At 66.4% G+C, this 12,958-nt stretch carries 10 protein-coding genes; 2 read left to right on the top strand and 8 right to left on the bottom strand.

Translation table 11 applies throughout. The features are described 5' to 3' along the window. Window position 1: 1 nt before the first annotated feature. The gene (locus CLU87_RS20085) at window positions 2-1,168 is read right to left on the bottom strand and encodes a hypothetical protein (RefSeq protein ID WP_099731575.1); all 1,167 of its coding nucleotides are present in this window, start codon (window positions 1,166-1,168) and stop codon (window positions 2-4) included. A gap of 207 nt (window positions 1,169-1,375) precedes the next feature. Between CLU87_RS20085 and CLU87_RS20090 the strand changes: the two genes are divergently transcribed. Then, complete coding sequence (locus CLU87_RS20090; RefSeq protein WP_099731576.1) at window positions 1,376-2,020, top strand: hypothetical protein; 645 nt, start codon at window positions 1,376-1,378, stop codon at window positions 2,018-2,020. Between the two features lie 64 nt (window positions 2,021-2,084). On the opposite strand, the gene CLU87_RS20095 is transcribed toward CLU87_RS20090, so the two are convergent. From CLU87_RS20095 to CLU87_RS20115, 5 genes are all read right to left on the bottom strand, one after another. After that, window positions 2,085-2,795, bottom strand: coding sequence for a hypothetical protein (locus CLU87_RS20095; RefSeq protein WP_099731577.1), 711 nt, complete (start codon window positions 2,793-2,795; stop codon window positions 2,085-2,087). Window positions 2,796-2,862: 67 nt separating this feature from the next. Continuing rightward, on the bottom strand, window positions 2,863-4,239 hold the full coding sequence (locus tag CLU87_RS20100) for an SH3 domain-containing protein (protein ID WP_233193827.1): 1,377 nt from the start codon (window positions 4,237-4,239) through the stop codon (window positions 2,863-2,865). A 21-nt stretch (window positions 4,240-4,260) separates the two neighbouring features. Then, the gene (yegQ, locus tag CLU87_RS20105) at window positions 4,261-5,700 is read right to left on the bottom strand and encodes a tRNA 5-hydroxyuridine modification protein YegQ (RefSeq protein WP_099731578.1); all 1,440 of its coding nucleotides are present in this window, start codon (window positions 5,698-5,700) and stop codon (window positions 4,261-4,263) included. Between the two features lie 36 nt (window positions 5,701-5,736). After that, window positions 5,737-6,687 carry a tRNA 2-thiocytidine(32) synthetase TtcA gene (ttcA, locus tag CLU87_RS20110; protein WP_099731579.1) on the bottom strand — a complete coding sequence of 317 codons (951 nt, stop codon included), beginning with the start codon at window positions 6,685-6,687 and terminating at the stop codon, window positions 5,737-5,739. 177 nt (window positions 6,688-6,864) lie between these two features. Next, window positions 6,865-7,929, bottom strand: a complete 1,065-nt coding sequence (locus tag CLU87_RS20115) for a homocysteine S-methyltransferase family protein (RefSeq protein ID WP_056057104.1) — start codon at window positions 7,927-7,929, stop codon at window positions 6,865-6,867. Window positions 7,930-8,114: 185 nt separating this feature from the next. On the opposite strand from CLU87_RS20115, the gene recQ reads away from it, so the two are divergent. Further along, window positions 8,115-9,974 carry a DNA helicase RecQ gene (recQ, locus tag CLU87_RS20120; RefSeq protein ID WP_099732267.1) on the top strand — a complete coding sequence of 620 codons (1,860 nt, stop codon included), beginning with the start codon at window positions 8,115-8,117 and terminating at the stop codon, window positions 9,972-9,974. A gap of 140 nt (window positions 9,975-10,114) precedes the next feature. Here the strand turns inward: recQ and CLU87_RS20125 are convergent, their stop codons facing one another. Both CLU87_RS20125 and CLU87_RS20130 read right to left on the bottom strand, forming a co-directional pair. Next, window positions 10,115-10,543: a hemerythrin domain-containing protein gene (locus CLU87_RS20125; RefSeq protein WP_099731580.1), complete on the bottom strand. Its 429-nt coding sequence runs from the start codon at window positions 10,541-10,543 to the stop codon at window positions 10,115-10,117. A 72-nt stretch (window positions 10,544-10,615) separates the two neighbouring features. Then, a complete protein-coding gene (locus CLU87_RS20130) occupies window positions 10,616-12,913 on the bottom strand; it encodes a nitric-oxide reductase large subunit (RefSeq protein ID WP_099731581.1) in 2,298 nt (765 codons plus the stop codon). Between the last annotated feature and the right edge of the window lie 45 nt (window positions 12,914-12,958).

The following is a 12,958-nucleotide window of genomic DNA, read 5'->3' on the forward strand; positions in this document are numbered from 1 at the left end:
CTCAGGCAGACGGCGCTGGCCCCACGGGCTCGGGAGGCAACACGCCGCGCATCGCGAGGCAGAAGGGCTGCACGCACTCGGCCCGCGCGGCGTAGGGGCAGCCCACCGTCTCGCACAGGCCCGATGCCCCGTTGCGCGCACGCTCGTCCTCGCGCGGCACCTGGCCGCTGGCCTGCAGCACGGCCATCTGGGTCCAGGGATCCAGGCGGCCGGTGGTCTGCTGCAGCATGTCCCGGCCATACACGGTGGCAGCCAGTTGCGGCTGCAGGTCCAGCACCAGCAGCGCGCTGGTGCGCGGCGCGGCAGCATCCATGCCCTGCAACACCAAGGCCATCACCCCCGATTGCAACGCCTGGCCACCGCCCGCAAAAGGCACCTGCAGCGCGCCGCCCGCAGCGGTGGCGCCCGCGCCCAGGCTTGCGCTGACTTGCGCCGCCGCCGCGCCCGCAGCGGCAGGTGACGCCTGGGCCGCCAGCCACGGCACCGGGGCACGCAAGGTGAGCGCCAGCCCGCGCGGCCCCTCGGGGGTCGACACCACGCCCTGGCGCACCAGCCAGGTTTGCAGCGGCGGCTGGTCGGCATCCAGCGCGCCGCTCTCCAGCGCCTGCGCCATGCCGATGGGCCAGGGCTGCGCGGCCACCACGCGCTGCGGCACTCCAGCCTGGGCAGTGACCTGCGCCACCAGGGCACTCACCATCCGCAGCAGCGGTGCGCTGAGGCCCGACGCGGGCCAGGCCGTGCCACTTGTGGCGGAGGCAGCGGACGCCGCGACATTGCCAGACGTAGCCGGGGTTGCGCCACGGGGCAGCGCCGATGCCCCCGGTGGCGAGGCCCGCGCGGCCCCCTCACCCCTTGCGCCCTGCAAGCGGCCATCGGCCCCGCCCGCCCGGCGCGGGTCGAAGCCCGCCGCCAACTGTTCGCGCGCCTGGGGCGAGATGCTGGCCTGGTCCGCCGGTGTGGGCAGCGGCCCGCCGGGCGGACTGGGTGAGGTGACCGAGGGCGGCGGCGCGCTGGGGTCTGCCGTGGGCAACGGCGAGGGTGCGGCGGGTAAAGCAGGTTTGGGCTTGTCCAGCCCCAGCAACGCCGTCTGCCGCTGCAGCGCCGCCTCGGCCAGGAACTGGGCCACGGGCGGCAGTGCCGTGCGGGACGGATCGATCGGGAGGGTCATGCCGGGTTGCCTGGGGAATGGATGTCCGATTCTGTAGTGATTCGTCCGGCGTGAACAGGCCATGGTGCGGGCAGGCCTGCCGCGCGCATCAGCTATCAACTACATAGCAAAAGGTGCAATAAAGTCCTGCGCTACCGGCACTTTTTGCCCACAATCCGGTTCCACCGCCCGCCGCCTTGCCTCTCAGTGCGCAGCCACCTCCCCGCCATGCACCCGCACACCACCGCCCGCTCGCGCCTTGTTGATCGCCACCCCACGCCCCACACCGGGGTTGCGCCTGCACTGCTGATGGCCGTGCTGGGCTTCCTGCTGTTCAGTGGGTGGATGTATGCGCCGCAGTGGGAGCGCGCCTTCCGCTCGGACGGCTCGCCGGTGTCGTGGCTGTCGAGCGCGCTGCTGCTGGCGCTCAGCATCACGGCCCTGCGGATGGTGGGGGACCGCGCCCTGCCCCAGCAGCTGGGCGCCTGGCTGGCGCTCTCGTTTTTTGTACTGGCGCTGGACGAGCAGTTCATGCTGCACGAGCTGTGGAAGTTCCGCTGCCATGAATGGACGGACGCCTGCCGCTGGGCCCCCGTGCGCGAAGCCCCCATGCTGGCCGTGGCGGTGGTGGGCCTGCTCACCATGGCTTGGCTGCACCGCGCCTTGCTACACACCGGCACCCGCGCCCTGCTGTGGGCGGGCCTGGCTGTGGGCTGGCTGGCGATTGGTGTGGACCAATGGCCCGAAGTGCAAGCGCGCTGGCCCCGCCTGCCCGAGCTGCCATCCCTTCTGGCCACGCTGGAAGAAGGGCTGGAAGTGGTGGCCGAGGCGCTGGTGTTGGGGGCGTTGTTGCGTCAGCCAGGGCAGCGATAAGAGGGAGGCGCCGTGCAGATCCGCTGGCAGACGGATGAGAGCCATGCCCGACGTTCAGCAGTACTCAGCTGAACTGCTCATAAAGCACATCAATCGGGCTCGTGGCGACCTTGGCCTGGAGCGGAAAAATCTCCCAGGGAGTTTCAACGCTCATGTCATCAAGGCGAGCCAACAATTGATCCCGCACAGCCGCTTTCACTTCCTGTCGCCAGTTCAAGACCTGGCCCCAGGTTGAACTCCCATTCAAATGCAATGGAAACCGCACAGCTTGCACTGATGCGCTATAGGCCAGAGGAAAGAGCCGCCTGTAGGCGTGAAGGTTGTAGAGCCACGAAACGCCACGCACTGTTGTAGCCATTGGCGCACCTCGCTGAACATGTGCAAACAAGTCGCGCAGGTCTGACATCCTCGCGCCGACGTTCTCAACGGCCAATGGACTGGAATTGAGTCCACTTGGCGGTAGAAAGTGGATGCGCAAGGTACCGGTGGCATCGGGCGGGTCGTACGAGAAGCAGCCAAACGACCGTTCGAGTTCGGGGTAGGAGTGGGGCCGCTGGTACTCGGCGCACAAGGCGAGTTGGGCAGCATGGTCACTGCCTGTGCTTTGAACTCTGGCCAAGAAGCGATGCCATTGAGCCTCGCTGGCGTTGCCCCAAAGGTTCAGCCTGCGTCGCAGGTTAGTACAACGGTCAATGGCCACGTCAATTGGAACCGCCGCTTTCACCGCATAGTGCGCGGCAAACTTCAATTGAAGAGAAAAATAACATTCAAGCATTGAATTGGACGGTGACACTGGCTCGCCGACTGCTGCTCCCAGCCGAACGTTGTCCAGCAGCCTCCCCTCACGTGCACTCCTGATCCACCCAATACCCCGCCGGAAACCACTGGCCGTTGATATTGAGGTACCAGCGCCATTCAAAGATGGGCTCAAAGCTCATGCCGCCCGGCGAGGGGGTGTCGATGCGCAGGATGTCCGCCACGCCGTCGCGGTCCAGGTCGATCTCGTGCACCGTCACCGCTGTTTTCTTGCGCTCGGGCTGGGGCCGGTAGGGCGGGTCGGCGGGCATCATCCAGCTGGTGGCATAGCGCCTGGAGCGCACCTTCACCGCATCGGGCGGCAGCCTGCCGGGCACCACCAGGCGCACCAGCACGTCGGCCGACTCTGACACCTTGGCATAGCCGCGCACGGCAGTGGTCTCATCGTTTCGCGGGTCGTCAAAGCCCTTGCCCGGGTAGTGGCCGCCGCAATAGTGGTCTGCATTGCTGATGTCCCAATACCGCCGCTCCATGGTGCGGGCGCCCACCAGGCCCTGGTGCGTGATCGCGTACAGCGTGAGCGCCGGGGCAAAGGCCAGATCGGCACCGCCCACGTCCCAGAAGCCGGTCATGAACTCGATCTCGGGTCCGCTGTGGCGGTTGAAGCTGCCATAGGGCACAGCGGTGGGCTCCACGGCAATGCGGCTGCTCGCCACGGCCGCGATGCCGTCGGCCTCGGTCTCGTGCAGCAGGGCCACGCTGGTGTGGCTGCGGAAGTACGACGGAGCAATGGCAGGCAGCGTGGGGGCGGATGCCAGGGGCGCCACGGCCGGGATATGGTCCACGGCGCGGGTGGCCAGCTTCAAGTTGTCCAGCGGGTTGACGGGGCGGCCCCGGTCGATCTCCTGCTCGGGCCGCAGCAACACGCCGCCGCGCATGAGCTTTTTGGCAGCCTCCCATTCGGGGCGCAGGGGGTACTGCACGGGCATCCGGGGCGTGTGGCTTTTCGCCAGCGCGGGCAGCTGCAAGGCAGCCGGGCGCGGCAGGGCGTTGCCATAGGCCCGCATGCGGTTGGCGGACGGCGCCACCCAGAAGGCGCGGGCGGCGTCCTTGCCCGCCTGGGCCAGGGTCAGGGGCTGGTCGGCCAGCAGGTTGCAGGCCACATGGGCTTGCAGGGGCTCAGGCAAAGGCGGGCCCAGGCGCGCATCGCCCGTGTAAAGCACGGCGCACCAGCCGTCGCGCTCGGTGAGCTGCTGCAGCACGGTGTTGGCGGGCACCTGGGCCACGATGCGCGCCTGCGACTGGGCAGCATCGCGCAGGTTGACCCACGAGCCCTGCACATAACGCTGCTTGGCGGGCGCCACAGCCGGCGTCTGGGCATTGACCGGGCCTACGAGAACTGCGCCCAGTAAAGCAGCCATGGTCCAGTGGCGAGGCCGTGTGGCGTGCACCAAGGTCTTCATGCTCCAGCCCCTGCGAGAGAGTTACACCGCCAATGCAGGCTCTGCCGCTGCAGCAGGCGGTTGCGATTCAATCACCCGCGCCAGCAGCGCGCCGCTGTAGCGCGCGGGCAGCGGGATCCAAACGCGCACCGGGCTGCCCTGGGCGACCTGCACGGGCTGGCCTTCCACATTGCGCATCTCTTGCAGGCGCACCGTAGTGTTGCCGCTGGGGTGCACCACTTCAATCAGGTCACCCACGGCAAAGTGGTTCTTGGTTTCGACCTGTACCCAGTCTCCAGACAGCCCCACATCGGCCTGTCCTTCGGCACCCAGCACCTCGCCCACATACTGGCTGCGCTGCGTGGCCGAGTGGCCGTTGATGTAGTTCTGGTAGTCGTTGCTGGGGCGGCGCTCCAGCAGGCCGCCGGTGTAGCCGCGGTTGGACAGGCCTTCCAGCTCGATCAGCAGCTCGGGGTTGAAGGGGCGGCCCGCCACGGCATCGTCAATCGCGCGGCGGTAGACCTGGGCGGTGCGGGCCACGTAGTACAGGCTCTTGGTGCGGCCTTCGATCTTGAGCGAGTCCACGCCGATCTGCGCCAGGCGCGCCACGTGCTCCACCGCACGCAGGTCCTTGCTGTTCATGATGTAGGTGCCGTGCTCGTCTTCCATGATGGGCATCATCTGCCCAGGGCGGCCCGCTTCTTCGATCAGGTAGACCTTGTCGGCCTTGGGGTGGCGCTCGCCGTTGCCGGTGGTGGAGGCAAACGATTGTTCCGCCTTCTGCTGCGCGGCCTCGAAGTTGAAGTCACCTTCCATTTTTTGCGCAATGGCTTCGCCCGTGGTGGGGTCGATGTCGGCGTCGTGCGTGGCGTAGTTCCAGCGGCAGGCGTTGGTGCAGGTGCCCTGGTTGGGGTCGCGGTGGTTGAAGTAGCCGCTGAGCAGGCAGCGGCCCGAGTACGCAATGCACAGCGCGCCGTGCACGAACACTTCCAGCTCCATGTCAGGGCATTCCTGGCGGATCTTTTCGATCTCGTCCAGGCTCAGTTCGCGCGAGAGGATGACGCGCTCCACGCCCATCTTCTGCCAGAACTTCACCGCCGCCCAGTTGGTGGTGTTGGCCTGCACCGAGAGGTGCACCACCTGCTCGGGCCACTTTTCCTTGACCATCATGATCAGGCCCGCGTCGGCCATGATCAACGCGTCGGGTTGGCAGTCGATCACGGGCTCGATGTCGCGCAGGTAGGTGCGGATCTTGTCGTTGTGCGCAATCAGGTTGCTCGTCACAAAGAACTTCTTGCCGCGTGCGTGGGCTTCGTCAATGCCTTGCTTGATCTGCTCCAGGCGGAACTCGTTGTTGCGCGCGCGCAGCGAGTAGCGCGGCTGGCCGGCGTACACCGCGTCGGCGCCAAAGTCGTAGGCGGCGCGCATCTTGTCGAGCGAGCCAGCAGGCAGGAGGAGTTCGGGGGCTTTGAGCGTGGTCATGGGGTGGCCCAATCTAAAAATCGTCGGGGGTCGGGTTCAGCGGGGCATCAGGGGCAGGCCCGCGAGCATGCCCACGGCCTGCGCAGGCAGTTCTTCGGCGTCAAAGGCCTTGTCACCATCGGCGTCGGCCACGCCGTTGGGTACCAACCCCTTGAAGTCGAACTGGCGCGGGTCCATGAAGTGCGAGGGCACCAGGTTGCGCAGCGCCACGGCCATGTTCTCGATGCGGCCGGGGTAGAGCTGCTGCCAGTCGCGCAGCATCTGGCCGATCTGCTTGCGCTGCAGGTTCTCCTGGCTGCCGCACAGGGTGCAGGGGATGATGGGGAACTGGCGGTGCTCGGCCCAGCGCGTGAGGTCGTCCTCGGCCACGTAGGCCAGCGGGCGGATGATGAGGTGGTCGCCCCGGTCGCTCTGCACCTTGGGCGGCATGCCCTTGAGCTTGCCGCCGAAGAACATGTTCAAAAAGAACGTCTGCAGCATGTCGTCGCGGTGGTGGCCGAGCGCAATCTTGGTGCAGCCCAGCTCGTCGGCCACGCGGTACAGAATGCCCCGGCGCAGGCGGCTGCACAGGCTGCACATGGTCTTGCCTTCGGGGATGTGCTCCTTGACGACGCTGTAGGTGTCCTGCGTTTCGATGTGAAAGGGCACGCCGACCTGCGTCAGATACTCCGGCAGCACGTGGGCCGGAAAGCCGGGCTGCTTCTGGTCGAGGTTGACGGCGATCAGCTCGAACTTGTGGCCGTTGCGCTGCTGCAGCATGCGCAGCACGTCGAGCATGGCATAGCTGTCCTTGCCGCCCGAGACGCAGACCATGACCTTGTCGCCGTCTTCGATCAGACCAAAGTCGGTGATGGCCTGGGCCACCTGGCGCACCAGGCGCTTTTCGAGCTTGAGCGCGGCGTGGGCGGCAGCCTTGGCAGCCGCTGCGGCAGCGTCGTCGTCGCCCTCCACAAAGGAAGAGGCGGGCGGGGTGGCGGTATCAAGCATGGAATGGACGGACCAGACGGCGAAACGGGATGGCGCAATGAAGGGGGGATTGCAAGGTTGCCGCACCCAGCGGCGCCTTGCAATGGGCTGCCGCACTGCGCTGGTACGGCATTGACTACTATTTTTATAGCTACCAGCGCATATGGAACAGGCGCTAGCAGCCAATTCGACTCAAATTCAGGCTTCTGCGGGGTAGAACATCTTGCGAGTGGGCACATCGGCCACCGCCTTGGCAATGGCGCCAATGTGGTCTGGCGTGGTGCCGCAGCAGCCGCCCAGGATGTTGACCAGCCCCTCGGCCGCAAACTCGTGCACCAGGCGGCTGGTGATCTCGGGCGTTTCGTCAAAGCCGGTGTCGCTCATGGGGTTGGGCAGGCCGGCGTTGGGGTAGCAGCTGATGAAGGTGTCCTCGGCCACCCGGTTCAGCTCCTGGATGTAGGGGCGCATCAGCGTGGCGCCCAGGGCGCAGTTCAGGCCAATGGCCAGCGGGCGCGAGTGGCGCACGCTGTGCCAGAAGGCCGTGACCGTCTGGCCCGACAGGATACGGCCCGAGGCGTCAGTCACGGTGCCGCTGATGATGAGCGGCAGGCGCTCGCCGCTCTTTTCAAAGAACTCGTCAATCGCGAACAGCGCCGCCTTGGCGTTCAGGGTGTCGAAGATGGTCTCGACCAGCAGCACGTCGGCGCCGCCTTCGACCAGCGCCTCGGTCTGCTCGTAGTAGGCAGCGCGCAGGGTTTCAAAGTCGATGTTGCGCGCACCGGGGTCGTTCACATCGGGGCTGATGCTGGCCGTCTTGGGCGTGGGGCCAAGGGCGCCGGCCACGAAGCGGGGCTTGTCGGGCGTGCTGTATTTGTCGCAAGCGGCGCGCGCCAGCTGGGCCGAGCGCAGGTTCATCTCGCGCGCCAGCTCGGCCATGTGGTAGTCCTCCTGCGCCACAGTGGTTGCGCCGAAGGTGTTGGTCTCGATGAGGTCGGCGCCAGCTGCCAGATACCGCTCGTGGATATCCCGGATCACGTCGGGCCGGGTGATGCTGAGCAGCTCGTTGTTGCCCTTCACGTCGTAGGCAAAGTCCTTGAACCGGTCCCCCGCACCATCTGGCCCGGTGTAGCCCTCGCCCCGGTACTGCGCCTCGCCCAGCTTGAAGCGCTGGATCATGGTGCCCATGGCGCCGTCGAGGATGACGATGCGTTGGGCGAGGATGTCGGGCAGTTGCGCAGCGCGCGTGTAGTGGAGGGCTTGCATAGGCCCCTATTGTAGAAAGTGCGGCCCCTGCGCCCTTGCAGCGCACAATATGCGCCTGCCGCGCTCAGGGCCAAGCCCTGGCGCGCCAGAAAATACTGGCCGTATCGGCACCAAGCGCTTGATTTATATGCGCTTGCAGCTATCTATTTCAGAGTATCCGCTTGTCCTCTCGCCCGTCTCCCGCGCTGTCCCCTGCCCATGCCGTTTTGCAGGACGTTTTTGGCTACGAGCAGTTTCGCGGCCCGCAGCAGGCCATTGTTGAGCACGTGATCGCCGGTGGCGATGCGCTGGTGCTCATGCCCACCGGCGGCGGCAAGAGCCTGTGTTACCAGGTGCCGGCCATCGTGCGCCAGCGGCAGGGGCGCGGGGTGACCATCGTGGTCTCTCCGCTGATCGCGCTGATGCACGACCAGGTAGGGGCACTGCACGAGGCGGGGGTAGATGCGGCCTTTTTGAACTCCACGCTGAGTTTTGATGAGGCACAGGATGTGGAGTTGCGCCTGCAGACTGGCGACATCACCCTGCTGTACGCCGCGCCCGAGCGGCTGAATACGCCGCGTTTTCTGGGCCTGCTCGATAGCCTGTACGAAGGCGGTCACCTCTCGCTGTTTGCCATCGACGAGGCGCACTGCGTGAGCCAGTGGGGCCACGACTTTCGCCCCGAATACCGCGCGCTCACGGTGCTGCACGAGCGCTATGCGGGCGTGCCACGCATTGCGCTCACGGCCACGGCCGACGACCTCACACGGGCCGACATCATCGAGCGCCTGCAGCTCGAAGACGCGCGCCTGTTCATCAGCAGCTTTGACCGGCCCAACATCCGCTACACGATTGTCGAGAAGAAGGACGCCACCACCCAGCTGCTGCGCTTCATCGAACGCGAGCATGCGGGCGAGGCCGGCGTGGTGTATTGCCAGTCCAGGAAGCGCGTGGAAGAGCTGGCCGCCACGCTGAGCGACGCGGGCATCACCGCCCTGCCTTACCACGCGGGGCTGGACACGAAAGTGCGCCAGAAGAACCAGGACCGCTTCCTGCGCGAGGAAGGCATCGTGATGGTGGCCACCATTGCGTTCGGCATGGGCATCGACAAGCCCGATGTGCGTTTTGTGGCCCACGTGGACATGCCCAAGAACATCGAGGGCTACTACCAGGAAACGGGCCGTGCAGGCCGCGACGGGCTGAACGCCGACGCCTGGATGGCCTATGGCCTGAACGACGTGGTCAACCAGCGCCGCATGATCGACGAGAGCCCGGCGGGCGAAGAGTTCAAGCAGGCGCTGCGCGGCAAGCTCGATGCGCTGCTGGCGCTGGCCGAAGCCACCGACTGCCGCCGCGTGCGGCTGCTGGCCTACTTTGGCGAGCAGTCCACGCCCTGTGGCAACTGCGACAACTGCCTGAACCCACCGGCGGTGTGGGACGCCACGGATGCGGCACGCAAGCTGCTGTCCACCATCTACCGCGTGAACCAGGCCAGCGGCATCAGCTTTGGCACGGGGCACATCATGGACATATTGCGCGGCAAGAAAACAGAGAAGGTGGCGCAGTTCGGGCACGAAAAAATCTCCACCTTCGGCATTGGTGCGGACCTGACAGAGCCCCAGCTGCGCGGCGTGCTGCGCCAGCTGATCGCCACCGGCGCGTTAGGCTTACAGAAGGTGATGCTGGACAGCGGCCACAGCTTTGACACGCTGTGCCTCACCGAGGGCTCGCGCGCGGTGCTCAAGGGCGAAGTGCCGGTGCAGCTGCGCGAATCGGTGTCGTCCGCCCCCGCCAAGCGCACGCGCAAAGGCAGTGCCCCCCCGGCCGCCGCTGCCAACCTGGGACCCGATGCACAGGTGCGCTTCATCAACCTCAAGGCCTGGCGCGCCGAGGTGGCACGCGAGCACAACCTGCCCGCGTATGTGATCTTTCATGACGCCGCGCTGGCAGCCATTGCCGAGCGCAACCCCACATCGCTGGACGACCTGCAGGGCATCAGCGGGATGGGGGCGAAGAAGCTGGAGGCGTATGGCACCGAGGTGCTGAGGGTCAGCCAGCAGGGCTGACCCTCTGTCGAAGGCTCTAAGAAACCAGCGACAGATGCCAAGGTCAAAAAAAACCGGCCTGTCAGGCCGGTGAAGGAAGGTGCCCAAAGGCCCTACCGATGGATGGGGGGAAATCCTGGTACGCGCGGGTATTTCGTCTTTCAAGCGCAGGCGATGGCCTCCTCTTCCTCGATGCGCGGATAGAAGTCATGGTCTTCGCGCTGCATGCGCTCGAACACACGCCGCAGCACCACGTTGGCCTCGTTGCGAAAGCCCTGGGCATCGCGGCGCACGGCCTCGGCGGTGTTCCAGCGGCGCGCAAACGCGTCGTAGGCGCTGGCAATCGATGCCATCTCGCTTTGGTACTGGCGGCCCAGGCGCGCCAGTTCGGCGTTGCCGCCGCGCCGCAGTGCGGGGTACAGCACCTGGTCTTCCACGGCCAGGTGCAGCTTGATGGTGCCGCTCATCGCCACGATGCCCTGCGCGATGGCGCTGGCATTGGCCTCCACGCCCGCCTGGGCCAGGGTGCGCAAGGTGGCGATGCTGCGCAGGATGTCGGTGTGCTGGTGCTTGAATTTGTCGAGGTTCATGGTCAGTCCTTGTGGGATGAATGAAGGGCCTGCGCTGCCGCCGAGGGTGATGGCAGCAGCGCGTGGCACGGATCAGCGGCGGGCCTCCGCCAGGTAGGTCCCTGCGGTGGCTGCCGGTGCCCGCGAGCCAAACACGCCGCTCACAACCTGCCAGGCCATGGCCAGCGCACCCACGATGAAGACCACGTCGCCGAAGGTGCGCACCCAGCGCAGCGTCTGGATGAAGGGCTGCTGCATGAAGGCCTCGCCCCGGGCGTACCACAGGCCTTCACTCACGCTGGCGTGGAACTGGAACAAGCCGATGGGCAGCAGGCTGGTGGCGATCATCAGCACCAGGCCCGCGTTGAGCCACCAGAATCCCGTCTTCATGAGCCGTTCGCTGAACACCAATTGCGGGCGGATGTAGCGCAGCACCAGCAGCGTGAAGCCCAGCGCCAGGAAGCCGTAGACACCGAACAGCGCAGCGTGGGCATGCACCGGCGTGGTGTTCAGGCCCTGCACGTAGTACAGCGAGATGGGCGGGTTGATCATGAATCCGAAGACGCCCGCGCCCAGCATGTTCCAGAAGGCCACGGCCACAAAACACATCAGCGGCCAACGCAGGCGGGCCATCCAGGGCGTCCGGTGCTGCAGGCGCCAGTGTTCCCAGGCCTCGTGGCCGAGCACGACCAGGGGCACCACTTCGAGCGCGCTGAAGGCTGCGCCTACCGCCATCACCGGTGTGGTGGTACCCGCAAAATACAGGTGGTGGAAGGTGCCAGGCACGCCGCCCAGCATGAACAGCGAGGCCGAGGCCAGGCTGGCCGTGGTGGCCATGCGCACCGACACGAGCCCCAGCGTGGAGAAGATGAAGGCCAGCGCCGTGGTGGCGAAGACTTCGAAGAAGCCCTCGACCCACAGGTGCACCACCCACCAGCGCCAGTACTCCATCACCGAGAGGTGCGTGCGTTCGCCGTAGAAGAAGCCCGCGCCGTAGAACAGGCCGATGGCTACCACCGATGCCGTCAGCAGCGCCAGCAGGTTCTTGTCGCCGCCGGGGGTGCGCAGCGCCGGCACGATGCCACGCAGCATGAGCACCAGCCAGAAGGCGATGCCGGTGAACTTGCCGATCTGCCACAGGCGGCCCAGGTCCACGTATTCATAGCCCTGGTGGCCGAGCCAGAAGTTCCACTCGGGCGGCATGATCTGCGCGATGGCCAGGTAGTTGCCGACGAACGAGCCCACCACAACCACGACCAGCGCCCAGAACAGGATGTCCACGCCCAGCTTCTGGTAAGCCGGGTCCTTGCCGCCGTTGATGAGCGGCGCGAGGAACAGGCCGGCCGCCAGGAAGCCCGTGGCGATCCAGAACAGCGCGCTCTGGATGTGCCAGGTGCGCACCAGCGAATACGGGAACCACTGCGACACGTTGATGCCGTAGAACTGCTGGCCCTCCACCGTGTAGTGGGCCGTGAAGCCGCCCAACATCACCTGGAAGCTGAACAGCGCGACGATGAGGAACAAATACTTGCCCAGCCCGCGCTGCGACGGCGTGAGCGGCACGCGCGAGAGCGGGTCGTGCTGGGGTGGCGTGGGCTCCACCTCGTCGTGTTTGCGCAGGAAGGACCAGCCCCACACAAGGAAGCCCACGCCCGCCATCATCACGACCACGCTCATCACCGACCAGACCATGTTCTCGGCCGTGGGTTGGTTGCCGATCAGCGGCTCGTGGGGCCAGTTGTTGGTGTACGTTGCACCGGATCCCCCATCCTTGCCAGGCCGCTCGGTGGCGGCGGCCCAGGCCGTCCAGAAGAAGAAGCCCATCATCTGCGCGCGCCGCTCGGCGCTGGGCAGGGTGTTCTCCTTCATCGCGAAATGTTCGCGCGTCTTGTGCAGTGCGGGGGCATCGCTGAAGAGCTGGTCGTAGTACAGCGCCGTCATCGCGATCGCGTCGGCCCGCACCGAAGACACGGTGGCCACTCCCGTCTCCGGGTTGTAGGTGTTCGTGCGGTACTCGGTCTTCATGCGGTCGCGCAGCACGGCCTGGGCGGCGGCGTCGATGTCGGCAAACGGCTTGCCGTGCGCGCGCTCGGCCGCGACGTCAAGCCAGTTGAGCAGCTCGCGGTGCAGCCAGTCGGCCGTCCAGTCGGGTGCCTGGTACGCGCCGTGGCCCCAGATGGAACCCAGTTGCATACCGCCCACCGACTGCCAGGCGGTCTGACCGTCGAGGATGCTGTCGTGGGTGTAGAGCACTTCGCCCCCGGCCGTGGCGATCTTGGCGGGGATGGGCGGCGCGGTGCGGTAGACCTCGGCGCCGTAGTAGCCCAGCAGGCTGAAGGTGACGATGAGCACGCCAATCAGCGTGAACCAGAGCTTGCGGTAGTTACCCATGGCGGGCCTCCTGCTTCAAGAGAACAACAACGAAAGGGCGGCGCC

It is taken from the genome of Acidovorax sp. 59 (genome assembly GCF_002754175.1).
GTDB lineage: Bacteria > Pseudomonadota > Gammaproteobacteria > Burkholderiales > Burkholderiaceae_C > Acidovorax > Acidovorax delafieldii.

Excerpts from the sequence above, each read along its gene's own strand:
- CLU87_RS20085 (WP_099731575.1), bottom strand. The coding sequence starts at position 1,168 with ATGACCCTCCCGATCGATCCGTCCCGCACGGCACTGCCGCCCGTGGCC.
- CLU87_RS20090 (WP_099731576.1), top strand. The coding sequence starts at position 1,376 with ATGCACCCGCACACCACCGCCCGCTCGCGCCTTGTTGATCGCCACCCC.
- CLU87_RS20095 (WP_099731577.1), bottom strand. The coding sequence starts at position 2,795 with ATGCTTGAATGTTATTTTTCTCTTCAATTGAAGTTTGCCGCGCACTAT.
- CLU87_RS20100 (WP_233193827.1), bottom strand. The coding sequence starts at position 4,239 with ATGAAGACCTTGGTGCACGCCACACGGCCTCGCCACTGGACCATGGCT.
- yegQ (WP_099731578.1), bottom strand. The coding sequence starts at position 5,700 with ATGACCACGCTCAAAGCCCCCGAACTCCTCCTGCCTGCTGGCTCGCTC.
- ttcA (WP_099731579.1), bottom strand. The coding sequence starts at position 6,687 with ATGCTTGATACCGCCACCCCGCCCGCCTCTTCCTTTGTGGAGGGCGAC.
- CLU87_RS20115 (WP_056057104.1), bottom strand. The coding sequence starts at position 7,929 with ATGCAAGCCCTCCACTACACGCGCGCTGCGCAACTGCCCGACATCCTC.
- CLU87_RS20125 (WP_099731580.1), bottom strand. The coding sequence starts at position 10,543 with ATGAACCTCGACAAATTCAAGCACCAGCACACCGACATCCTGCGCAGC.
- CLU87_RS20130 (WP_099731581.1), bottom strand. The coding sequence starts at position 12,913 with ATGGGTAACTACCGCAAGCTCTGGTTCACGCTGATTGGCGTGCTCATC.